This window comes from Halodesulfovibrio sp., assembly GCF_015482765.1.
GTDB lineage: Bacteria > Desulfobacterota > Desulfovibrionia > Desulfovibrionales > Desulfovibrionaceae > Halodesulfovibrio.
In genome coordinates this window covers 124,084-147,327 of sequence record NZ_JADMLB010000071.1, presented here as the reverse complement: position 1 = coordinate 147,327, position 23,244 = coordinate 124,084, and the positions used below count along the sequence as shown (strand labels likewise).

Here is a 23,244-nt window from a genome sequence, read left to right as displayed (position 1 = left end):
CATTTCCGGTCCACCAGATTTCAACTGAATAACATCTCCAGCAACAAATGTCATAGTGCCTCCGGATAGTTTATTCCGATTTGCTCAATAAACCTTTCCCTTACGCGTATGCATATTATCTGTCTTGCATAGACTATATAATGTATGCATTGTTCCTACAAGCATTCCAATCTCTATCTACTATACACACAAAAAAAGCGGAGGGAAAATCCCTCCGCTTTTCTTTAATAGTATGTTTAAGAAGATTGCTACATGGCAGCTTCGTAAATTTCCATTACATCCTGATCGGTAGGACAACGAGGGTTTGTAAGGCCACAAGCATCTTTCTGTGCGTTTGCAGTCATTGTCGGAATGTCTGCCGGGCTCACTTTTTTACCGTAGCGCTCGCCAAGAGCAATCAGACCGTCAGGAATACCAACGTCTTTTGACAGTTCACGGATAGCTTTCAAACATTTTTCAGCAGCTTCACGTGTGCTGAGGCCATCAATATTCTCACCTAACCATACAGCCATATCTGCAAAACGTTCCATCTTAGCAATCATGTTAAACTTCTCAACGTGTGGAAGAAGGATAGCATTACATTCGCCATGTGGAAGATCGTAAAAACCGCCAAGCTGGTGAGCCATGGCATGAACATGACCAAGGCTTGCGTTGTTGAACGCCATGCCAGCAAGATACTGTGCGTAACACATTCCATCACGTGCTTCGATATCTTTACCGTTAGCAACAGCAGCACGCAGATGCTTAGCGATAAGCTTAATAGCTTTTTCTGCACAAGCATCTGTAAGAGGGGTTGCAGCAGTAGAAACATATGCTTCAACAGCATGGGTAAGTGCATCCATACCGGTAGCAGCTGTAAGTGAAGGAGGCATGCCGATCATAAGTATTGGGTCATCAAGAGCAATTGTCGGTGTTACACGCCAGTCAACAATTGCCATCTTAACTTTTCGAGAAGTATCTGTGATAATACAGAAACGAGTCATTTCTGAAGCTGTACCTGCTGTTGTGTTAACAGCAACATATGGAGGCATCGGGTTAGTTGATTTATCAACACCTTCATAATCATGAATTTTGCCACCATTAGCAACAACAAGGCCAACACCTTTACCGCAATCGTGAGCACTGCCGCCACCAAGGGTAATCAGAGAGTCACAGCCTTCTTTACGGTATACATCAACACCGTCATGAACGTTAGTGTCTGTAGGGTTAGGAATTGTTTCATCAAAAACAACACAATCCATGCCTTCAGATGCAAGCAAGTCAACAATCTGCTGTGTCATACCTACAGCAGTAATGCCTTTATCTGTAACCAAGAGAGGCTTTTTACCACCCAAAGCACGAATTTTTGCTGGAATTTCTTTGTGTGCGCCAATTCCTAATAAAGTAACACTTGGAATATAGAATCCATTCACTTCTTCACGTACAGCCATTTGACATCTCCGTAGTAAGTCTCAGTGTATGAAAATTGTTATTACATTCGCTACGCCGCGAAGTAGATAACCTGTGTCGTAGTGTAAAAATACATACTGACGCTATCACTCACAAACAAAAGCTTTTTACTCACAATACGACCCATGACACACTTTTTGAAAACGGTGACAATTCAAAAGAATGTTCTTTTATTCACAAATAATGCACCAACAAACTAGACTAGATTAGTTCCTTCAATCCCCCTATCCAGCAAGCGCTCGCAGACTTTGTTATAAAAATCACAAAAATGTTTATTTTGACATTCACAACCGCCCTTTCATCATCGGTAAGAAAAATCCTTACCCAGAAACAAAACCTTGAGTACGCTCTTAGTCATAGTTCTGCAGCATTTTTTGGAGGCAGTATGAAGGTAACAATTGATTCCTTTGGGGTTACCCCCTCTGGAGAGGTTGTGGAGAGGTATACCCTCAATAACAACAAAGGGATAACTGTAGAGTTAATTACGTATGGCGCAACACTATTACGTATTGCGACACCGGACTGCGCCGGAAACACAGGTGACATCACTATCGGCTTTGATTCTCTGGAAGAATATCTGACAAAAAATCATCACTTCGGATCAATTGTCGGAAGATATGCAAATAGAATAGAGGGTGCAGCCTTTAGACTTGGTGGGACATGTTATCATCTGGAAGCAAATAATGGTAAAAATCACATCCACGGCGGCACTCGAGGGTTTGATAAATACGTTTGGAGCGCTCACGTTGTTGAACATGAAGAGAGTGCATCCGTGATTATGCAACACATTTCTCCTGATGGGGACATGGGCTACCCCGGAACGCTGTCAGTACAAGTGGCTTACACTCTTGATACTTCAGACACATTAACAATTGATTATTCAGCATTTACCGATGCAGCAACGGTTGTGAATCTCACAAACCATTCATACTTCAACTTATCCGGCAATCTGGGATCTGACATTTCTGACCACATGCTCACCGTGCATGCGGATGACTACATACCAATCAGTGAAGAGTGTATCCCTCTGGAGGAAGCCCCTCAGCCTGTTTCTGGAACAGTCATGGATTTAACTGTTCCGACAACTATCGGTGACAGACTCTATAAAAAAGATCCGCAGATTACTGCAGCCGGAGGATTTGATCATACGTACGTGCTTTCAAAAGATCATGATAATATTCTCCGTCTTGCAGCCATGCTCACTCACCCTGACACTGGACGAAGCATCAGCATTGCAACCACCGAACCAGGAATTCAAATCTATACAGCAAATAACCTTGATGGAGTAACCCCATTCCGAAAAGGCATTATTACTCCCAAGCATGGTGCAGTCGCATTTGAAGCACAACACTTTCCAAATTCACCGAACCGACCTGATTTCCCAACAACAGTTTTGCTTCCGGAACAAACTTACACCCAAAAAACAAAATACATCTTCAACAAGGTAATCACCACCTGCAATTTATAGTAAAAAAAGCCACGGTACATACCGTGGCTTTTTACACGCTAGAAACGACGCGTAAGGAGCATGAACAAAAGTACAAATGGCAAAAGCCATAAGGCAACCAGCCCTGCAAAAAAGACCGCCGTCAAAAAACACATTGTTGCAATAGCCCACATAACTTCACGTAACATCGGCGCCTCCATATCTACTCATACAGCATACCTGAGTTCACTCTGCTGCAAATGATTAGCATCTCCTGCGCCGTCTTATTACATATCTCATCCTAACGGTCCTTTTTAGATAATCCTTGAAAAAAACCGTTCTATCACAGCACACTTAAGGTTGATGCTCTTCCCAGCTTTTTCGGCAAAAGGAGATATTCTGCGTGACAGTTTACAAAGACTCACTCAATCCCGTGGTCGCAGACGAGCCACACGAAATATCCAAACTTGTTGCAGTGGTTATCATTATTAATGCCGTTGTAATTACCCTTGGGGCCTTCCGTAACGTCGAAATGTTTGCCAGTGAGTGGCTCACATGGATTGATATCAGCTGTGAACTGTTCTTTATTGTTGAAATTGCTATGCGTATCCACCGATTCACATGGCGAACTTTCTTTGAAAACAACTGGAACAAATTCGATTTCATTATAGTTCTCATTTCAACCCCTGTTCTTCTAGCGCCGTTCTACCCAATGGGGCACTTCAATTTTATTCTCATGTTACGTCTTGCCCGTTTAATACGCATATTCAAACTGCTCTACTTTATCCCGCATAGAGAGCGCTTGATAACGGGCATAGGAAGAGCGCTTAATGCATCAATAGGAGTTTTTTTAGCACTATTATTCATTCTTTCGATTACAGCAGTCGGGGCTACATACCTATTCGGACAAACATCACCTGAATATTTCGGCAACCCAATAAAAAGCGCGTACGCAATCTTTCAGGTATTTACGATGGACGGCTGGCCCATGGTTCCAGACTTGCTTATTAAAGACTCGGACAGCTTAGGCTGGATAATGCTTGTTCGAGGATTCTTTATTATCGCCGTTGTCATCGGTGGAATTTTAGGACTTTCAATGCTTAATGCTGTTTTCGTTGATCAACTTGTTTCAGATCAGACCGAAAATCTAGAAGCACGATTACACAGAATGGAACAGATGCTACAAGACCTAAAAGACGAAAAAACATATGCAAACAGAACTGGCCCTGTACTCGACAAGATAGACTCCGGCACTCAAGCTAATGACAATGACTTACCACAAGGCATTGATCCTGAATCAGGATGGGAGTAATGCGCAGACTTATGTAACAATGTAACAAGCATTGTTTATAAACTCTATTGCACAGGCGTAATTTCTCTTGTAATATAAAGAGGTTGTTTCTTCGGAAGCGTCTTCACTGCGTTGTACCTATTTCAACTGCAATAGTTTTTTGTACTGCCACGCATATAATTATCATTATATACCCTGACATACCCCAAACAGCGTGAAGCCTTCCCCTCAGGTGCAAAAGCGCTGTCACAAGCCTTTCACTCCGTTATATTTACCCTAAAACAGTCTCTGCCATAAGCAGATTCAAATAGCGTTGCCCTGTTTAACACACCAGCACAACGGTGGCTAAACAGAAAAAACTGGTTAAGGTAAGCTGACGCCGCGATATGAACACCGTTCACATTCCGGCATGCTCTTTCTTTCTTTTATGGGAGGTTTTTACCATGCGTACAACACGCACTCTGGCTCTCGTTCTTGCTTTTGTTCTTACTGCATCCTGTGCTTTTGCTTCCACCCTTCAGGACGTAACAAAGCGTGGCTACCTTAAATGCGGTACTCACATTGAAAATCCCGGGTTCTCTGCTTTAGATAGTTCCGGCAAACGCATAGGCTTTGATGTTGATTTCTGCCGTGCTGTAGGTGCTGCAACCAATGTTGATGTAAAATACACCCCGCTCACATCTAAAGAGCGTCTGCCTGCCCTTCAGTCCGGTGAAATTGACCTGCTTTCCCGTACCACGACTCAAACCATGAGCCGTGACACCAATCTTGGTCTCGACTTCACTGTTGTGACACTCTACGACGGTCAGGGCCTCATGGTTCGTAAAGAGCTGGGAATCACCAAAGCAAGCGAGCTGGATGGTGCAACCATCTGCCTTCAGACTGGCTCCACAACTGAACTTAACGTTGCTGACTACTTCCGCAAGCATAACATGAAATTTACTCCTGTTGTGTTCGATAAACAGCCTGACGTACGTAAAGCATACGACACCGGCCGCTGCGACGTACACACAACAGATGTCTCCGGTCTTGCTGCTCAGCGTTCCCTTATGGAAAAACCTGAAGAACACATCATTCTTCCAGAACTTATTTCCAAAGAACCGCTCGCTCCTGTAGTTCGCCACGGCGACAACCAGTGGGGCGACATTGTACGCTGGACAATCTGGCTCACAATGGCTGCAGAAGAAAAAGGTATTACTGCTGAAAATGTTGAGAAAGTTTCGAAAGAAACCAAAGACCCTGAAGTGCAGCGTATGCTTGGTGTCACAGGTACACTCTGGCAGAACCTCGGCCTCGATAAAGATGCACCAGTGCGTATCATTAAAACTGTAGGCAACTACGGAGACATCTTCGAACGCAACCTTGGTATCAATACCCCGCTTCGTCTCGAGCGCGGCTACAACAAACAGTGGAATGAAGGCGGCCTCATTTACGCTCCTCCTTTCCGTTAATAAAACATAAAAACTGCCAGACAGATCAGGAGATCCTGATCTGTCTGGCAGTTTTTTCTGTAATGCCGGAAGCTGCGCTCAAGTCATCTTGGATTTCCGCCTTCCGCCCATAAGAACTGCTGCGCTCATCCAGTTCTTCTTCTCTACGACACACAAGCTTTTCTTATTATTATGTCACAACACGCACATGAAAAGGCACGCGTACCTTTCTGGAGAAACCCGCAAATTCGTGCATGGATATATCAATTCATCATGCTCGGGGGCTTACTGTGGGTTGCGTTCACCATGTATCAAAACACATTGGCGAACCTTGAAAAGCGCGGAATCGGCTCCGGTTTTGGATTTTTACAAAACGAAGCTGGATTCAACATTGGCGAGACACCTCCCCTGCCGGTTCTGCAGGGTGGATTTCTCTGGTTTATTGCAGCACTTATTGTTGGATTATTTGCATCACGAGCAATCGCTGTATGGCTTAAGAAAAACGACACAACAATCACAGCAAGTAACAAATCTGTATTTGCTGTAATTACCCTTGTGGGTATTATTCCTGTTTTAGTCCTTTTTTTAGGAAGTGATTCCATCAGCTTTATCCGCTACACAGAATCTTCCAGCTATGTGACAGCGCTGCTTACTGGTTTTGCAAACACCATTAAAGTGACTATCCTCGGCTGCATTTTTTCCACAATTCTCGGTTTATTTGTTGCTCTTGGACGACTTTCTCCCAACTGGCTTATCAGTAAACTATGCAGCTGGTATGTTGAACTAAACAGAAACCTTCCTGTACTGCTGCAATTGTTTTTCTGGTACTTCATTGTATTACAGCAACTTCCCTCTGTACGAAAATCCATTGATATCGGCGGCTGGCTTATCCTCAACAAACGAGGACTGTACCTTCCTGCGCCTGTGGCACAATCCGGCGCATGGCCTTTCTGCCTTGCAATAGGCGCAGCTCTTATCGGTATCTATTTTATCTACAGACGCTCCATCAGGCTGTTAAACGAACGAGGAACACCGGGTAAAATTGTATTGCCGTCGATTGCGCTGCTTGTAGCACTTCCAACGTTAGCTTGGCTTACCACCGGCACTCCGTTCACCTTTGAGTACCCAGTTCTCAAAGGCTTCAACTACCGTGGCGGAATTGACCTCACACCGGAATTCACTGCACTTCTTGTAGGACTTACCGTATATGTTTCCGCCTTCAACGCTGAAATTATCCGTTCCGGCATTCAGGCTGTTTCAAACGGCCAACGAGAAGCAGCAAGAGCATTGGCTCTTAAAGAGCGCCATGTAATGCGTCTGGTAATCCTGCCGCAAGCTATGCGAATCATTGTACCGCCAATGACCAGTGAATACCTCGCCATTGCAAAAAACAGTTCATTGGCTGTTGCCATCGGGTATCCTGATTTTGTCAGTGTGGGCGGAACAATCCTTAACCAATCCGGTCAGGCTGTTGAAATTGTAGGCATCTGGATGGGCGTATACCTTTCCATATCGCTTCTCATCTCGCTTGGTATGAACTGGTACAACGCTAAAATAAAACTCGTGGAGCGGTAAATATGACTGAACAAATTATAGACCGTCGCCCACCAGTCACCAAAACGGGAGTTCTCGGCTGGATTCGCTCAAATCTGCTATTCCCTTGGTACAACGCACTGCTGACCATTTTTGCAGGATGGGCAATTTTTTCTGCAATTAAGCCATTTGTACAATGGGCAATTATCAATGCCACGATTACACTGGACCCTACTGTTGCTAAAGAGTACTCAGGAGCAGCATGGGGCTTTATCCGTGACATGTGGCCAGTGTTTATGGTCGGAATTTATCCGGAAGAACACCGCTGGCGTCCGGCAGTTGCTCTGCTGATTGTCCTTTCGCTTGTAATGCTTACCTTGGTACGTAAGTTTCGCGGCACCAAGTGGCTCTATACATTATGGGGACTTTCTCCCATTGCTGTTTTTCTGATTATTCATGGTGGATTTTTTACTGGTTTGGAAGTTGTCGATACCCACTATTGGGGCGGGCTTATGCTCACCCTCATTCTTGCTTCTGTTGCGATGCTGTTTGCATTTCCAATAAGCGTACTACTGGCTCTTGGCCGCAGTTCTGACATGCCTGTTATAAAATCCTTTTGTGTAGCCTATATTGAACTGGTTCGCGGTGTTCCGCTTATCACAATTCTCTTTATGGCTTCTGTTGTGTTACCACTATTTTTGCCTACTGATATGGAACTGGACAAAGTTCTGCGAGCCATGGTTGGCATCACCATGTTCTTTTCTGCTTATCTTGCAGAGAACATCCGCGGTGGGTTGCAGGGACTTGGAAAGGAACAGTATGAAGCAGCAGATGCTATCGGCATGGGATATTGGCAGAAAACTCTGCTGATTGTCCTGCCGCAGGCATTGCGTATTGTCATTCCACCAATGGTGAACAACTTTATCGGTATTCTTAAAGACACATCACTGGTCGGTATTGTAGGTTTAGTCGATCTGTTGCAGATTGCTTTTGCAACCACGTCCAACCCGAAATGGTTTGGCAGACTGGAGGAAGCATATGTGTTCGTAGCACTTTGGTACTGGATTCTCTGCTACTCACTCTCCCGCTACAGTCAGCATCTAGAAAAGAAATACGCGTCCAAGTAGACATGTAAGGATATAATTATGAGTCAAGTACATACCGCGACACACCTTTCTGATAACTCCGTCATTATTGAAATGGATGGAGTAAACAAATGGTATGATCAGTTTCATGTATTAAAAGACATCAACCTTCAGGTTCGCCAGCAAGAAAAAGTTGTTATTTGCGGCCCTTCCGGCTCCGGGAAATCCACACTTATCCGCACCCTGAACCGTCTTGAAGAGCATCAGGAAGGCAATATTATTGTTGATGGCACAACGCTGACCAACGATACAAAAAATATTGAAGTTATCCGTCGCGAAGTTGGTATGGTTTTCCAACAGTTCAACCTGTTTCCACACCTTTCTATTCTAGACAATGTAACCATAGGCCCGGTCTGGGTTCGGAAAATGCCTCGTAAGCAAGCTGAAGAAATTGCGTATACCTTCCTTGAACGCGTCGGCATTGGAGAACAGGCAAACAAATTCCCCGGACAGCTTTCCGGTGGTCAGCAACAGCGAGTAGCTATTGCCCGCGCCCTTGCCATGCAACCGAAAATAATGCTCTTTGACGAACCTACATCTGCACTTGATCCTGAAATGATTAAAGAAGTTTTGGATGTAATGCGTGAATTAGCAGACCAAGGTATGACCATGATCTGTGTGACTCACGAAATGGGCTTTGCACGTGAGGTCGCTGACACCATGGTATTTATGGATCGTGGACAGATTGTCGAGTATGCTCCGGCTAACGAATTCTTCACAAATCCAAGAGAAGAACGCTGCCGCGCATTTCTTGAGCAAATTCTCAACCACTAAAAAACGTTCTTACAAGGTTCGATCTGTAACAACCATGCTTGGCTACACAAAATTCAAGTATCAGGTTCAGTAAACCACATAATCGACCTCTCGAAGAGAGCGTCCCCCCCCTCTACTCCCAGCAATAAACAGCAAAGAGGAGAAGCTACTATGCTTCTCCTCTTTTTTATATCATCAAAGCCGTCACAACTCCTTAACAATAAACATAAAAACGATACCTACGTGTCATCAGGCAGTAACAGAACCACTGCTAAAAAGTCGCAATACTTTTAGGTAATTATCAGTTCATGGCAATGCCCGATGCAGCCCCGAGCATTCGTCGTCAGTACCCGCAGCAACGAATTCTTGTCATATTAACACACGTAAGGAGTACGTGATGCGTTTTTCAACAATGCGTTCATTTTCAATACTGTTATGCACTTTCATTATTCTCGCCGCTTCTGCCTCACTAAGCAGTGCAGGTGAGTATTATTCTGGAAAAACAGCAAAATATATTTTCCTATTTATTGGTGACGGCATGGGCATAGCTCAGAAAATGTCCACAGAAGCCATCACAGGTGAAAAACTTGTATTTGACGACTTTCCGGTTCAGGGAATCACAACAACACAAGCTAACAATCGCTTCATTATCGGATCGGCTGCCGCCGCAACGGCCATGAGTTCCGGTCAAATCACAAATATTGGTATGATCGGCATGTCTCCCAAGGGGGAACACGTAAAGACCATTGCAGAGATCGCACGCGATAAAGGCCAAAAAGTAGGTATTATTTCCAGCGTCTCTATCGACCATGCAACACCAGCCGCTTTCTATGCTCATGTTCCAAAGCGTTCACAGTACCACTACATTGATCATGCTCTAGCGACTTCCGGATTTGACTACTTTGCTGGTGGCGGGCTTAAAGACCCCAAAGGCACCCGTAAGGGAGTAACGTCCAAGGGCGACGCACTTAGCGCTATTAAACGAGCCGGCTATAAAATTGTTTCCAACCGCAGTGAGTTTGAAAACTTATCTTCCAACAACAAAAAAGTACTCGCATACAACGAATGGTTACAAGACTCCGGTGCAACCCCATATGAAATTGATCGTCGCACACAGGATATATCCCTTGCTGAATTCACAGCGAAAGGAATCGAACTCCTGAACAATCCTAAGGGCTTTTTCATGATGGTTGAAGGCGGAAAAATAGACTGGGCATGTCATGCAAACGATGCAAAAGCAGCCGTAATGGATACCGTTGCTTTCAATAATGCCGTTAAGGAAGCTGTAGAATTTTACAAACAACATCCGGAAGAAACACTTATTGTAGTAACGGGCGACCACGAAACCGGCGGTATGACATTAGGTTTTGCAGGCACAAAATATGAAAGTCATTTCGACGTACTGGCAGCCCAGAAAGTTTCTTTTGAAAAATTCACACAAGAAGTGATGGAGCCATTTAAAACTGCTGCAAATGGTAAAAATACATTTGAAGATCTAAAGCCTCAAATCACCAAAAACTTCGGTCTTAAATTCTCCGGTAATTCAGAAAAAGATGCTCTGGTTCTTAAGCCATACGAAATTGCAAAGCTGCAAGAAGGTTTTATGCAATCTATGGCTGGACACCTTGTTAAAAACAATTCTCCACAGGCAGCTATCCTTTACGGTGGGTATGATCCTCTTGTTGTCGCTGTTACACACATCATTAACAACAAAGCCGGCCTTGCCTGGACTTCTTTTAAACACACCGGCACACCGGTTGTAACCAGCGCAATGGGGGTGGGTGCTCCAAGCTTTAAAAACAGCTATCACCAATCGGAAATTGCAAAAAAAATTATGGCAGTAATGGGTGTTACTCCAGCCGTATCCGTAGCCTCAAACTAGTAACGACACTCCATAGCCCAAGGTGGCGGTACTCCCCTGTGCCGCCACCTCCTCCCTTATCTAGATGAAAGTAAGGTGTACCTGTGAAAGCACTATCCACTTCTCGCAATGGTATTCTGATTGCCATATTTTTATTCCTTTCAATAGTTCTATGGTATATCCCCACTCCTTTTGATGACAGAGTTGATAACACAGCAAGACGATACAAAGGCAATGTTGTATCTGTAGATAACAGCCAACTCCAACGTCACTCTTTGGTCACAGTGGGAGTACAAGTCCTTGATGTACAGCTTGCTGAGGGTAAATACAAAGGAGAAGTCTTTACCGTCAGCAACCAGCTCATGGGTAGACTGGATATCGACAAAGCTTTTTCACAGGGTGACGCTGTGTTGCTTGTTATGACGCTTTCGCCAGATGGCTCAATCGATACAATCGTCCCTCAAGACCATTACAGAATCGACTTAGAAATCACCCTGCTCTCTCTTTTTGCACTATTACTTATTCTTTTTGGCGGAATTACTGGTGCAAAAGCGTTACTCAGCTTCATTTTTACCGGACTGGTTCTGTGGAAAATATTCATTCCCTCCTTACTCCTTGGAGTTAATCCGATCTGGCTTGCACTAGCCATCGTCGCTATCCTCACTGGCAGCATTATCTTTCTGGTTGCGGGATTAAGTCGAATGGGTACGGTGGCATTTGCGGGGGCAATGCTTGGAGTGATAAGTAGCTGTGCTCTTGCCATCTGGGCAACCTCTGCGTTTAAACTGCATGGCGCAGTTCTTCCTTTTTCAGAAACATTGCTCTACGCAGGCTATGCACATTTAAATATTACCCACATCTATATTGCAGCAATATTTGTAGCAGCCTCCGGAGCTGTTATGGATTTAGCAATGGATGTTGCAGCAAGCTTACAGGAAGTGGTCGATACACACCCTGAGATAAGCCAAAAACAAGCTTTTTTCTCAGGGCTTAGAGTAGGAAGGGCTGTTGTAGGCACCATGACAACCACCTTGCTCCTCGCATATTCAGGCGGGTATGTTACTCTGCTTATGGCGTTCATGGCTCAAGGCGTACCCGTCATCAACATGTTTAATATGCTCTATGTTGCTGCCGAGGTAGTTAAAACGCTTGTTGGTAGTTTCGGGCTCGTTCTTGTTGCTCCTTTTACTGCGGCAATCGGCGCTGTACTTTTTACAAAGAAAAAGAACAGTGCCCAGCCACAACAGCAGCTGAGCACACTCACACAAAATTGCTAATCGACATATGCAACTGCCCCAAAGTCCCCGCCGCAACGGGAACAGCAATTTAAAACACAGGGAAATAAATACACATGCCGTCTTTATGCGTTACCACTTCCCGCCAGTGAGCTTATTCCAGTCACCAAGGAAACTGGCAAGCCCTTTATCTGTAAGTGGATGATGCACAAACTGCTGCAAGACACTAAACGGAACAGTTGCCACATCTGCTCCCACTAAGGCAGCTTCCAGCACATGCATGGGATGACGGACGCTGGCAACGAGAATCTTTGTCATGTATCCATAGTTATCAAAAATAGTCCGGATTTCTTCAACTAAATTCATGCCACTGTCACCAATTGCATCCAGACGTCCTATAAACGGGCTGACATAGGTGCCGCCTGCTTTGGCTGCAAGTAACGCCTGCAATGGGGAAAAAATAAGTGTGACGTTTGTATGGATACCTTCATCAGAAAGAGCTTTGATAGCTTTCAAGCCTTCTGTGGTCATTGGAATTTTCACAACGACATTCTCACCCATTTTTTTCAAATCATGCGCCTGAGCAATCATTCCGGCAGCATCTTCTGCCACTACTTCCAGACTGACTGGCCCTTTAACCACTTCTAAAATCTCTTTTGCACGAACCCGCCAATCTCCACCTTCACGGGAAAGAAGTGTAGGATTTGTTGTGACTCCATCAATCAAGCCCTGTTCTGTTGCAGTTTTAATTTCTTCTATGCTCGCGGTATCAATAAAAAATTCCATATATCCCTCGAGTGTGGTTTGAAAGTATGAACACGGATTCTATTGTTGTGCACCTGTCAGCTATCCTTTGCAATATGCACTTTTCATACTTTTTTATTTTTTTAGCTTGACTTTCGCGCCTGTTTTATTCAAAAAACATCTCGCACTTAGCGATCACGTTGTTCACAACATGGTCACAGAGTGCTTTTGATGGCGAGGTAGCTCAGTTGGTTAGAGCATGCGGCTCATATCCGCAGTGTCGGGGGTTCAATTCCCTCCCTCGCTACCATTAAAAATACATGGGTCATAGACTAAGGTCTATGACCTTTTTTTATTTTCAGCACACTGCACGTTATTAACTACCACTCCCCTTTAACGTGCACACAGTATCCGCTGCACTCCAACGTGGTTCCCTCTTTACTTTAGCTCTTTTTATAATATTTACTTTCCGTTTACATCAAGCAGGATATTTCTTCCTCCAAACCCAAGGAGGACATATGAAATATCTTCTCGCGTTGCTCATCACACTGAGCATTCCTACCATAGCGTTTTCAGAACAAATAATTATTGTAGAAGAACGTGAGCCGGACATCATTATAGTTGACGACAGATCTGACGACGAAAGGCTTCTTGATGCCATTTTTGACGACGAACCTGATGTACTGGTAATCGAACGCAACGAGCCTGAAGTAATATATATCGAACGGGATGAACCAGACGTAATTTTTATTGAAGATGATGAACCGGATGTAATCATCATTGACGACTAACGAACACTCCTGTCATCTTTAGACGCCCGCTACACGGGCGCTTTCTTTATTTTCGATAACTCTCGAGAATCTCGTTCTAATTAGCTCGTTCATTTTCGTAGTAACTGTTTTACAATGTACGTTACCAAACAAGATCTGGCTGACTTCCTCTCAATTGACCTGTTGACCTTGCTACAAGCGCCCGCTAAAAAATATATCAGTCACTTTACTTCTCGATCTCCATAAAATGGCGAGTTTCAAGACACAAGGAACCACATGATACATTCACTTAAAGCAGTTGTTTTTGACTTTGACGGTACGTTGGCAATACCGACTATCGACTTTGTAGAAATGAAACAACGGGCACACGACGCAGTAAAGCTCGTATACCCTAACCTTCCCGACCTAAACGGACTGCCTCTTCTTGAATGGCTTGATATGGCGAAAAAACAGGCTTCACTTGAAAAGTTGAACATTCTTGACGCAATGGATAAAGCTGCCATTGATGCCGCTAAGGACGTCGAATTAGAAGCCGCTGCGCGAAGCGATCTGTTTGTATGGGCAAGAACACTTCTTTCAGAGCTGATTAAACGGGACATCACCCCCTGTATTGTCACACGCAACTGCAACGAAGCAGTACGTATTGTTTTTCCTGACGTCGACGAGTATTGCCCTGTCATCCTCACCCGCGACGATGTACCTATTGTAAAACCTGATCCTGACCATCTTCACAGAGCGCTTGCTATTGTCGGCTGCCAACCGCAACAAGCCATCATGACTGGAGATCATCTTATGGATATCCACACAGGAAAGGCCGCTGGAACCCTCACCGCTGGAGTATGTACCGGAGAAGCGACACGTGAGGAGTTTGAAGCAGAAAATCCAGACTTTATTGCGACTGACTGCTGGGATCTTTTCCTGCAAATGACAGCTGATTAATTACCATTCCCGCCTATTGCATAAAACACGTAGAACAGGACTTACCAAATTATCACTGACTGATAAGACGAGCGAGGTATAATCGCGCGTACCCCTCGTTTCAACTTATCAGGAGAGTGCTATGAAAGGCTTACGGCTCATTCTATTTGTCTGGCTGAGCATTTCCATTTTATCAGGAGCAGCAGTAGCAGCTGTTGCGCCCAACTCCGCCAGCGACTTTACTCAAAAAGCGAATGCCCAGTGGCTTAAGATTTTACCGTTCGCTAATGAACAAGATTTTAAAGACGCTACTAAAGGGCTCATTGCTCCGCTTCCTAATAATGGCATTATTAACGATGCAAAAGGACGCGTTGTATGGGACATGAAGGCTTTTCAGTTCATTCTTGAACAAAAACAGGCTCCGGACACAGTAAATCCAAGCTTGTGGCGACAGATGCAACTCGTGATGCAAGGCGGGTTATTTAAAGTTTGTGATCGCCTCTATCAAATCCGCAATGCTGACTTATCCAACATGACAATCGTTGAGGGTGACACCGGTATTATTGTCATCGACCCTCTCATCTCCACAGAAACAGCCAAAGCAGCGCTAGATCTCTACTACGCACATCGCCCTAAAAAACCGATTGTTGCTGTTTTCTATTCACACAGCCATGTTGACCACTTCGGTGGCGTACGCGGTATTGTGGATGAGAAAGATGTGAAAGACGGTAAGATTAAAATTATTGCGCCGGAAGGTTTCACAGAAGCTGCGGTTTCAGAAAATATTTATGCAGGAAACGCTATGAGTCGCCGAGCTACTTATATGTACGGCAACTTACTTCCGCCGTCTCCTCAAGGACAAGTTGGAGCCGGACTCGGCACCACCACGTCAACAGGCACAGTAACTCTGATCCTTCCTACAGACCTCATTAAAGAAACAGGTCAGAAAATGACCATCGACGGGTTGGATTTTGAATTCCTGATGGCTCCCGGTTCCGAAGCTCCAGCTGAAATGCATTGGTATATAAAACAACTGAAGGCCATTTCTGCAGCAGAAAACTGCACACATACACTGCACAACACATATACCCTTCGCGGAGCTAAAATTCGCAACCCGTTAGCTTGGTCAAAATATCTTGATGAAACTATTCAGATGTGGGGAAAAGATGCTGAAGTTCTTTACGGAATGCACCACTGGCCTGTGTGGGGTAAAAAAGCCGTAATCGAAAATCTAAAAATGGCACGCGACGGATACCGCTATATCAACGACCAAACACTTCGTCTTGCAAACATGGGGTACACTCCCGACCAGATTGCTGAACAGGTGCACTTTCCAGAAAAAATTGCTCAACACTGGGCTATGCGTGGATATTACGGTTCTGTATACCACAACGTAAAAGCAACATACGTATTCTATCTGGGCTGGTTCGACGGTAACCCTTCAACTCTTCATGTTCTGCCTCCGGTAGAAGCCGCAAAAAAATATGTTGAATACATGGGCGGCGCTAAGAAAGTACTCGCCAAAGCAAAGAATGCATATGAAAACGGTGAATATCGCTGGGTAGCAGAAGTCGGTAACCATGTCGTTTTTGCAGATCCCACCAACAAAGATGCACGGTTACTTGTTGCCAGTGCGTTAGAACAACTCGGATATCAGGCTGAATCAGGCCCTTGGCGTAACTTTTACCTCACAGGTGCTCAGGAGCTCCGTAACGGAATTAAAGAACTTCCTGCACCTAACACAGCATCTCCGGATATTATTCGAGCTGTAGATACCACTATGTTGTTAGACTACACGGGCATTCGTTTGAACCCTGAAAAAGCCGCGGGTAAAACTATTACAATCAACATGCATCTCACCGACATTTCCCAAAAATACGTTCTTGAGTTACGTAACTCTGCCTTGACCAACCGTAAAGGTGTAGACGAAAATGCTGACGTTTCGATTGAAATGCCACGTTCACTTCTAAACAGTGTCTTTTTAAAAGAAACAACTTTGGCTCAAGCCATAACAGACAAAAAACTCACTATTAAAGGTGATGAAGATAAACTTAAAGCCTTGCTAGGCATGCTGGATAATTTCCCATTCTGGTTCAACATCATCACACCAAATGTTTCTCCAGCTAAAAACTAACAAAAAAGGCACGGTGTCTTTACACCGTGCCTTTAAAAAATATTCAACAGACTCTTGTTTGCAATAAGCCTTCCCTACAGCTTCAAAATGCTCAAAGCATTCAAACAATGCGGGCAAGTTAACACTACCCGACAAGTAACAAACGTATACCACCACCCCAGATAGTTACATTTGCAAACTCACTTGTCTGCGCGCGATGGGCAATACCGTGAAGTGCCCCGATGCGTATATAATTTTTGTAGATATCCCAATGCCCTCTGTGCAAAAACTGCTCTGCTAATGAGCAAAAATACTGGGATGGCAACTCGATGTTTCGCTCCGCCAGTGCAAAGTCTATCAATAATGCATTGGGAGCAATTCGCACACACTCCCTTACTATCTGCTCTGACACTTCAGGATCAACCTGATGTAGCGCAAAGCTGGCAATACAAAGATCATAAGCCCCATCAGCAAAAGAAAGAAAAGGAGTGCCCTCCCTTAATGCTTTTTCTGAACGTCCAAGTTGCGTGTGAAGGGTATTATGATTCAACACCTCTACCCGCTCTACATACGGTTCCAAGGCGTGAGACAATGATGTCGTATTCTCACCTATAATCAATACACTTCGTGCACGGGACTTGCGAACAAGCCTGACAGACTGCTCAACCGTGCTCGCAACAATTTTTCTCCATAAAAATGATGTTACCGCATTCATCTTATTCCTCTTCAGAAAGATACCCCGCTAGTACCCTTTGCATTTCGTTTCGCACAGCATGCTTTACTTTTTTCATTTCAGGAAGATCCGGCAGTGTATCCAACAAACTTTCCATATATCCCCGTTTGTACAATATCTGCATTGAAGTACTAAACTCCAAATTAAACACCCAACTGGATAATAGAAGTTTAAAGTCATTTACATATTGCATCTCAGCATATCGTACAGATTCACCATTCAGTACATTGGACAAAGCATTAGGAGAATATGCTGACGGACAATCTTGCAGCCCCATTGTCACGACATCATTTTTCGATCCGTCATGAATAAAATTTGCAACCAGAATGGGAAAAATATCTAATTTATCACTATCACGCACAATATTAGTTGCTTCCCGAATATGCTGTGGAATCGCACGAGGAAGTACAAGCCGGTTATGCAACGCTACAACAGCACGGACAGATTGACGAATCTCTTTTTTTTCTTCAGCAAGCACGTTTTCAGATCGCAAAATTCTACTGCCAAGATACCCGTGATTAACTGAATCCCGATCACTATACGTATGATACAAAGAAAACTGCTCGAACCTTCCCACATCATGGAATAATGCTCCGAGCAATGCAATCTTCAATGTTTGTTCCGGCAACGGTAAGGTCTCTGCAATTAACGACGCATTCTCAAAAACGCGTAGTGTATGATCACGTTTTAAATCCAAGTATCGCTGTGTTTCTATATCTTCTTGCGCATAGCCCGCAACGTACTGTGCAAACCAGTCTTTATAAAATGCAATATCTTGTGCCATGACTTCTTCTATTGTTGAGATTTTTTTTCTGCCTGAATTTTAGCTTCTGCATTACGCGCCGCTTTCTCGGCATCGCGTGTGGCTTTCGCTTCTTTGTTCCATTCATCCCACTGTTTTTCTCTAAAAAAACCTTTCGGCCCAAATAAAACACGAAGATATATTATAATGAACATGAAAAATATAAAAATAAGAGCGTATTGCCCATACTTTGTCGCAATAAAGTTTGTTATGGCTTCATCAAAAGTTTTGGATTCTGCCACAGTCTGAACCCACGATGAGAACTTTTCAAACACTACAACCTCCGGTATTACACCTGCTCTTCAATGCCCTGCGGAGCAGAATTATTGTCGTACAACATCAAAAGTGTACACCCTAAAAAACATTCTTCATTTTTTTCAGAAGAGTACAGCACGGGACTTGGAAATGCAGTTGTCCCGATGTTTTGATTCTGCTACGTTCTGTTGATACAAAATAGTACCAGTTATTTCGAAATACTGATTCTATAAATCCTGTTCTAAAACCTTCCACAGTAGTTGCGAACCATGTCAGATTTTGTACATTTACACTGCCATACAGAATACAGCCTTCTTGATGGCGCTATCCGTTTAGGAGACCTTTGTCAAAAGGCTTCTGAGTTCAACATGCCTGCCGTTGCCATCACTGACCACGGCAACATGTACGGTGCTGTCTATTTTTATCTCATGGCTAAAAAAGCCGGCCTGAAGCCTATTATCGGATGCGAAGTCTACGTTTCTCACGGAGACCACACCGAAAAAACAGGCGAGATGGCAAAAAAACGATACCACCTTGTTTTACTTGCAAAAAACGAGAACGGATACAAAAACCTCTGTAAAATTGTAACAGAAGGCTGTGTCAACGGATTCCACTACAAACCGCGTGTCAGCAAGGATGTTCTGCGCGAACACAGTGACGATCTTATCGCACTTTCCGCCTGTCTTGCCGGTGAAGTTCCACGTTACTTACTCAACAACAGCATGGAAGAAGCTGAAGAGATAGCCCGTGAATACGCTGATATTTATCCGGACAGATTCTATCTGGAACTTCAGTCAAACGGCTTAAAAGAACAGGACGAACTTAACGATAAACTCATTGAACTTTCCAAGCGTACGGGCTTGCCGCTTGTTGCTACAAACGACTGCCATTACCTGAATGCCTCCGACGTAGAAGCGCATGACACCCTGCTTTGTATCCAGACAGGTGCAAAAGTTCAGGACGAACGCCGCATGCGATTTGACACTACAGAGCTGTACTATAAATCTCCAGAAGAGATGAAAGCAGCATTTACGCATGTGCCGGAAGCAATCTCCAATACAGTTAAGATTGCCGATCAGATTGATATCAATCTCACCTTGGGCGAATACTATTTCCCAGAATACGAGTTGCCTGAAGGTATGACCATGGCTGACGAATTCAGCCGAATGTGCCGAGAAGGTTTAAAAAAACGTATTGAAATTATTCCGTACGAAATCGATGAAAAGGTTTATTGGGACAGACTTGAGCTTGAGCTTAAAGTCATTAATGACATGGGATTCCCTGCCTACTTCCTTATCGTACAGGACTTTATCAACTGGGCAAAAGATAACGGGATTCCTGTTGGTCCAGGGCGTGGTTCCGCTGCCGGTTCCATTGTGGCATGGGCACTGCGCATCACAAACCTTGACCCTATTCCGTATGACTTACTCTTTGAACGTTTCCTGAACGTTGAACGTGTATCCATGCCGGATATCGACGTTGACTTCTGCGAACGACGCCGCGGTGAAGTTATCCGTTACACAATGGAGCGATATGGCGAAGACAAGGTTGCCCAGATTACAACCTTCGGTAAAATGAAGGCTAAAGCTGTAATTAAAGACGTAGCCAGAGCCCAAGGGCTAAGCTTTCAAGAAGGCGACAGAATTTCCAAGCTGATTCCTGATGAAATGAAGATGACAATCCAGAAGGCGCTTGCAGCCGAACCTGAACTTGCCACTCTTTATCGTAATGACCCTACGGTTACAAAACTCATTGATATTTCATTACGTCTTGAAGGACTTTGCCGCCACGCTTCCACCCATGCTGCCGGTGTTGTTATCTCTGATAAACCTATGGTGGAATACCTTCCACTGTATCGAGATAAAAAAGGCGGCAGGGTTACCCAGTTTGATATGAAAAAGGTTGAAGAAGTCGGGCTGGTAAAGTTTGACTTCCTCGGCCTTCGAACAATGACGGTTATTCAGGATGCGGTCGACAACATCGGTTATGCCGGAAAACCGCAGCCGGATTTAGATACTCTGCCGTTTGACGATCAGGAAACCTACGAACTTTACCAACGCGGTGACACTGACGGCATCTTTCAGGTTGAATCCTCCGGTATGCGTACCTACCTTCGCATGCTTAAGCCTAGCTGCTTTGACGACATTATTGCTATGCTAGCGCTCTACCGTCCGGGGCCATTGAACTCCGGTATGGTTGATGAATTTATTAAACGAAAACATGGCGAAGTTCCTGTTATCTATCCGTTGCCGTCTCTTGAAGACTGCCTCAAACCTACTTATGGGGTTATCGTCTATCAGGAACAGGTAATGCAGATTGCCCAAATCGTCGGTAACTACACTCTCGGCGGTGCGGACCTTCTTCGCCGTGCTATGGGTAAAAAGATTGCTGAAGCGATGGCGCAGGAACGAACAAAGTTTGTTGCTGGTGCTGCTGAAAACGATATTTCCAAAGAAAAGGCCGATGAAATCTTCGACCTCATGGAACAGTTTGCTGCGTATGGCTTCAACAAATCACACTCTGCCGCATACGCTCTTATCTCCTACTGGACTGCATACCTTAAAGTTCACTATCCGGTAGAATTTATGGCTGCCCTCATGACTTCAGAGATGGGCAACCAAGACAAGGTACTGAAGTATGTTGCAGCCTGCCGTGACATGGGTGTTTCAGTAAAACAGGCAAATGTTCAGGCTTCTCGTCGTCAGTTCACTGTACACAATGATGAAGTAATCTTCGGTCTCGGCGCTATTAAAACCGTTGGTGACGAAGCCATTCGCGAGATTGTAGAAGCGCGTGAAGAAGATGGTGAATTCCAATCCATGCTGGATCTCGCTTGCCGTGTGAACCTTCGCAAGGTAACCAAAAGAGTATTGGAAAACCTTATTAAAGGCGGTGCAATGGACTGCTTCGGGGTTTCCCGTCGCGGCATGCTTGCGGCGCTCGATAACGTCGTGTCTAAAGCCCAAAAGAAAGCTAAAGACAAAGACTCGAATCAGGTATCACTCTTCACTATGATTGCCGAAGAGCCGAAAGTTATCGGCGGCATTGGTTTCGATTGCGAAGAACAATCACTTGAAGAATTTGATGATGAACAAAAGCTTCGTTTCGAAAAAGATGCCCTTGGCTTCTACCTCACAAGTCATCCATTACAGCCTTTCCGTCGCGAGTTACACCGCTTGCACCTCCAGCCGCTTGAAGAGGCTGCGGACTTGGAACAGGGTGGCGAAATTAAGTGTGCGATTCTTGTTACAGCAATGAAAGAACATATCACCAAAAAGGGAAGCAAGATGGCCTTCATGGATATTGAAGACCTCACGGCCTCCGGTGAACTTGTTGTTTTCCCTGAAGCTTACGCAGAGGGAAAAGAGTTGTTCCAAAGCGAGCAGCCACTGTTACTGACAGCACGAATCAGTGATCAACAAAACAATGAAGACACTGATGACGAAGATGCAGTGAAAGAAATTAAGTTGTTATGTGAAAAGGTTGAATCTCTCTCTGAAGCATGCCAATGCAATCTTGAGCCGACAACAATTGACATACCACATAATAAATTATGTATGCAGGCGATTGCCGACCTCAAAGAAATTCTCATAAAACATAACGGTCCTGTGCCTGTATATGTACGGGCAATGATCAGTGACTCTGATGCTATATTCAGTCTCGATGAATCCTACTCTATTCATCCGGGGCCTCAATTCGAAAAAGACTTTGCCAATTGGAAAGGAGTTGTCCATGGCTAATGGTATCTGGCGGCTTACTGTGCGTTCCGATTTCGCAGCCGCGCACGCACTTCGCAACTACGATGGTAAGTGCGAAAATATTCACGGACACAACTTTGCTGTTGAAGCTGTTGTAGAAGGTGACAAGCTTTCTGAAGATGTAGAAATTCTGCTTGATTTCAAGGTAATGAAGAACAAGCTGAAAGAAGTTACCGAACTTATCGATCATAAAGATCTTAACTGTACTGCACCATTTGACACTATGAACCCTTCTTCTGAAAACCTTGCACGTTTTATCTATCAGGAGCTTGGAAAGCGTATAGAGTCATACGGAGTACGCGTTTATTCTGTAACTGTCTCTGAGAAGGCTGCACAATCCGCTACCTATCTGGAGTTATAAGCAATGATGGATTTGAACTGGCAGGTCATTTTCGAAATATCTGTTACACTCTTTCTGATTTTCGATCCTCTTGGTAATGCTGCGATGTGTCTGCCCATGCTTGGCGCATTCACACCAAAGCAACAGCGCCGCATTATGCTGCGTGAACTTGTTATCGCGCTTGGAATCATCCTTGGATTCACGTTCCTTGGCGACAGCCTGCTGGGTCTTCTTAATATCCATCACTCTACACTTCGTATAGCTGGTGGCATTATTCTGCTCATCATTTCTATGAAGATGGTTTTCCCGCAAGGCAACGGTTCTTCAGCCGATCTGGAAAAAGATCCTTTTATTGTACCGATTGCAGTCCCATTACTAGCAGGTCCGTCCTTGCTCGCTGCGGTAATGCTGTACGCTGCCCGCTCACAGGAAAGCCCGCATGGTAATGCTGAATTACTGACAGCTATTTTCCTATCATGGTTCTTTACCGCAATCATTCTTCTTTGCTCATCTTCACTGACCAAGATACTTGGTCACCGTGGACTTAGAGCAACAGAACGCCTGATGGGACTTATTCTCATCTTTATGGCAGTACAAATGCTTGAAGACGGCATACGTATGTTTGTGGAAACCTTCTAAGCTTTCATCTAACAAAAAGGCCCCTTCTACCTATCTGGCCAAGACGTTG

20 protein-coding genes and 1 tRNA gene are annotated in these 23,244 nt (G+C 44.4%); 15 read left to right on the top strand and 6 right to left on the bottom strand.

All coding sequences use genetic code 11. The features are described 5' to 3' along the window. Both QZY95_RS16655 and QZY95_RS14210 read right to left on the bottom strand, forming a co-directional pair. The coding region (locus QZY95_RS16655) for a DUF2158 domain-containing protein (RefSeq protein ID WP_365971447.1) at positions 1 to 54 on the bottom strand (54 nt) is incomplete at its 3' end. 194 nt (positions 55 to 248) lie between these two features. Next, the gene (locus tag QZY95_RS14210; RefSeq protein ID WP_290924683.1) at positions 249 to 1,430 is read right to left on the bottom strand and encodes an iron-containing alcohol dehydrogenase; all 1,182 of its coding nucleotides are present in this window, start codon (positions 1,428 to 1,430) and stop codon (positions 249 to 251) included. Between the two features lie 404 nt (positions 1,431 to 1,834). Between QZY95_RS14210 and QZY95_RS14205 the strand changes: the two genes are divergently transcribed. The 8 genes from QZY95_RS14205 (at position 1,835) to QZY95_RS14170 (ending at position 12,165) form a co-directional block, all read left to right on the top strand. After that, positions 1,835 to 2,917 (top strand): aldose epimerase family protein, encoded by a 1,083-nt coding sequence (locus tag QZY95_RS14205; protein WP_290924681.1) that lies wholly within the window; start codon positions 1,835 to 1,837, stop codon positions 2,915 to 2,917. A gap of 361 nt (positions 2,918 to 3,278) precedes the next feature. Next, positions 3,279 to 4,187, top strand: a complete 909-nt coding sequence (locus QZY95_RS14200; protein ID WP_290924678.1) for an ion transporter — start codon at positions 3,279 to 3,281, stop codon at positions 4,185 to 4,187. Between the two features lie 422 nt (positions 4,188 to 4,609). Then, a complete protein-coding gene (locus QZY95_RS14195; RefSeq protein WP_290924676.1) occupies positions 4,610 to 5,617 on the top strand; it encodes an amino acid ABC transporter substrate-binding protein in 1,008 nt (335 codons plus the stop codon). 171 nt (positions 5,618 to 5,788) lie between these two features. Continuing rightward, positions 5,789 to 7,171 carry an ABC transporter permease subunit gene (locus tag QZY95_RS14190; protein ID WP_290924673.1) on the top strand — a complete coding sequence of 461 codons (1,383 nt, stop codon included), beginning with the start codon at positions 5,789 to 5,791 and terminating at the stop codon, positions 7,169 to 7,171. Positions 7,172 to 7,173: 2 nt separating this feature from the next. Then, entirely contained in the window at positions 7,174 to 8,256 is a 1,083-nt protein-coding gene (locus tag QZY95_RS14185; RefSeq protein ID WP_290924670.1) for an amino acid ABC transporter permease, read from the top strand. Positions 8,257 to 8,274: 18 nt separating this feature from the next. Beyond that, positions 8,275 to 9,048 (top strand): amino acid ABC transporter ATP-binding protein, encoded by a 774-nt coding sequence (locus QZY95_RS14180; protein ID WP_290924668.1) that lies wholly within the window; start codon positions 8,275 to 8,277, stop codon positions 9,046 to 9,048. Positions 9,049 to 9,424: 376 nt separating this feature from the next. Beyond that, the gene (locus QZY95_RS14175) at positions 9,425 to 10,909 is read left to right on the top strand and encodes an alkaline phosphatase (RefSeq protein ID WP_290924665.1); all 1,485 of its coding nucleotides are present in this window, start codon (positions 9,425 to 9,427) and stop codon (positions 10,907 to 10,909) included. Positions 10,910 to 10,992: 83 nt separating this feature from the next. Continuing rightward, positions 10,993 to 12,165 (top strand): YibE/F family protein, encoded by a 1,173-nt coding sequence (locus tag QZY95_RS14170; RefSeq protein ID WP_290924663.1) that lies wholly within the window; start codon positions 10,993 to 10,995, stop codon positions 12,163 to 12,165. Between the two features lie 90 nt (positions 12,166 to 12,255). Here QZY95_RS14170 and fsa read toward each other — a convergent pair whose 3' ends face one another. After that, the gene (fsa, locus tag QZY95_RS14165) at positions 12,256 to 12,909 is read right to left on the bottom strand and encodes a fructose-6-phosphate aldolase (RefSeq protein ID WP_290924661.1); all 654 of its coding nucleotides are present in this window, start codon (positions 12,907 to 12,909) and stop codon (positions 12,256 to 12,258) included. Positions 12,910 to 13,100: 191 nt separating this feature from the next. Between fsa and QZY95_RS14160 the strand changes: the two genes are divergently transcribed. From QZY95_RS14160 to QZY95_RS14145, 4 genes are all read left to right on the top strand, one after another. Then, positions 13,101 to 13,177: transfer RNA gene (locus tag QZY95_RS14160), tRNA-Met, on the top strand. A gap of 208 nt (positions 13,178 to 13,385) precedes the next feature. Then, complete coding sequence (locus QZY95_RS14155) at positions 13,386 to 13,658, top strand: hypothetical protein (protein WP_290924657.1); 273 nt, start codon at positions 13,386 to 13,388, stop codon at positions 13,656 to 13,658. Positions 13,659 to 13,913: 255 nt separating this feature from the next. Beyond that, positions 13,914 to 14,576 (top strand): HAD family hydrolase, encoded by a 663-nt coding sequence (locus QZY95_RS14150; protein ID WP_290924655.1) that lies wholly within the window; start codon positions 13,914 to 13,916, stop codon positions 14,574 to 14,576. Positions 14,577 to 14,697: 121 nt separating this feature from the next. Then, positions 14,698 to 16,689: an alkyl sulfatase dimerization domain-containing protein gene (locus QZY95_RS14145; RefSeq protein WP_290924652.1), complete on the top strand. Its 1,992-nt coding sequence runs from the start codon at positions 14,698 to 14,700 to the stop codon at positions 16,687 to 16,689. 124 nt (positions 16,690 to 16,813) lie between these two features. Here the strand turns inward: QZY95_RS14145 and QZY95_RS14140 are convergent, their stop codons facing one another. Genes QZY95_RS14140 through QZY95_RS14130 form a run of 3 tightly spaced genes read right to left on the bottom strand, consistent with a single transcriptional unit; the run spans position 16,814 to position 18,478 of the window. Further along, entirely contained in the window at positions 16,814 to 17,383 is a 570-nt protein-coding gene (locus tag QZY95_RS14140; RefSeq protein ID WP_290924650.1) for a class I SAM-dependent methyltransferase, read from the bottom strand. A 1-nt stretch (position 17,384) separates the two neighbouring features. Then, on the bottom strand, positions 17,385 to 18,185 hold the full coding sequence (locus QZY95_RS14135; protein ID WP_290924648.1) for an HD domain-containing protein: 801 nt from the start codon (positions 18,183 to 18,185) through the stop codon (positions 17,385 to 17,387). Between the two features lie 8 nt (positions 18,186 to 18,193). After that, on the bottom strand, positions 18,194 to 18,478 hold the full coding sequence (locus QZY95_RS14130) for a hypothetical protein (RefSeq protein WP_290924646.1): 285 nt from the start codon (positions 18,476 to 18,478) through the stop codon (positions 18,194 to 18,196). 249 nt (positions 18,479 to 18,727) lie between these two features. Between QZY95_RS14130 and dnaE the strand changes: the two genes are divergently transcribed. Genes dnaE through QZY95_RS14115 form a run of 3 tightly spaced genes read left to right on the top strand, consistent with a single transcriptional unit; the run spans position 18,728 to position 23,195 of the window. Further along, a complete protein-coding gene (gene dnaE, locus QZY95_RS14125; protein WP_290924644.1) occupies positions 18,728 to 22,198 on the top strand; it encodes a DNA polymerase III subunit alpha in 3,471 nt (1,156 codons plus the stop codon). Continuing rightward, entirely contained in the window at positions 22,191 to 22,577 is a 387-nt protein-coding gene (locus QZY95_RS14120; RefSeq protein ID WP_290924642.1) for a 6-carboxytetrahydropterin synthase, read from the top strand. Before dnaE ends, QZY95_RS14120 begins: the two co-directional genes overlap by 8 nt. Positions 22,578 to 22,580: 3 nt before the next feature. Beyond that, on the top strand, positions 22,581 to 23,195 hold the full coding sequence (locus QZY95_RS14115) for a MarC family protein (RefSeq protein ID WP_290924640.1): 615 nt from the start codon (positions 22,581 to 22,583) through the stop codon (positions 23,193 to 23,195). Positions 23,196 to 23,244: the final 49 nt, after the last annotated feature.

What these genes read in the sequence shown, in the direction of transcription:
- QZY95_RS14210 (WP_290924683.1), bottom strand. Translation starts at nt 1,430, where the DNA reads ATGGCTGTACGTGAAGAAGTGAATGGATTCTATATTCCAAGTGTTACT.
- QZY95_RS14205 (WP_290924681.1), top strand. Translation starts at nt 1,835, where the DNA reads ATGAAGGTAACAATTGATTCCTTTGGGGTTACCCCCTCTGGAGAGGTT.
- QZY95_RS14195 (WP_290924676.1), top strand. Translation starts at nt 4,610, where the DNA reads ATGCGTACAACACGCACTCTGGCTCTCGTTCTTGCTTTTGTTCTTACT.
- QZY95_RS14190 (WP_290924673.1), top strand. Translation starts at nt 5,789, where the DNA reads ATGTCACAACACGCACATGAAAAGGCACGCGTACCTTTCTGGAGAAAC.
- QZY95_RS14185 (WP_290924670.1), top strand. Translation starts at nt 7,174, where the DNA reads ATGACTGAACAAATTATAGACCGTCGCCCACCAGTCACCAAAACGGGA.
- QZY95_RS14180 (WP_290924668.1), top strand. Translation starts at nt 8,275, where the DNA reads ATGAGTCAAGTACATACCGCGACACACCTTTCTGATAACTCCGTCATT.
- QZY95_RS14175 (WP_290924665.1), top strand. Translation starts at nt 9,425, where the DNA reads ATGCGTTTTTCAACAATGCGTTCATTTTCAATACTGTTATGCACTTTC.
- fsa (WP_290924661.1), bottom strand. Translation starts at nt 12,909, where the DNA reads ATGGAATTTTTTATTGATACCGCGAGCATAGAAGAAATTAAAACTGCA.
- QZY95_RS14155 (WP_290924657.1), top strand. Translation starts at nt 13,386, where the DNA reads ATGAAATATCTTCTCGCGTTGCTCATCACACTGAGCATTCCTACCATA.
- QZY95_RS14150 (WP_290924655.1), top strand. Translation starts at nt 13,914, where the DNA reads ATGATACATTCACTTAAAGCAGTTGTTTTTGACTTTGACGGTACGTTG.
- QZY95_RS14145 (WP_290924652.1), top strand. Translation starts at nt 14,698, where the DNA reads ATGAAAGGCTTACGGCTCATTCTATTTGTCTGGCTGAGCATTTCCATT.
- QZY95_RS14140 (WP_290924650.1), bottom strand. Translation starts at nt 17,383, where the DNA reads ATGAATGCGGTAACATCATTTTTATGGAGAAAAATTGTTGCGAGCACG.
- QZY95_RS14135 (WP_290924648.1), bottom strand. Translation starts at nt 18,185, where the DNA reads ATGGCACAAGATATTGCATTTTATAAAGACTGGTTTGCACAGTACGTT.
- dnaE (WP_290924644.1), top strand. Translation starts at nt 18,728, where the DNA reads ATGTCAGATTTTGTACATTTACACTGCCATACAGAATACAGCCTTCTT.
- QZY95_RS14120 (WP_290924642.1), top strand. Translation starts at nt 22,191, where the DNA reads ATGGCTAATGGTATCTGGCGGCTTACTGTGCGTTCCGATTTCGCAGCC.
- QZY95_RS14115 (WP_290924640.1), top strand. Translation starts at nt 22,581, where the DNA reads ATGATGGATTTGAACTGGCAGGTCATTTTCGAAATATCTGTTACACTC.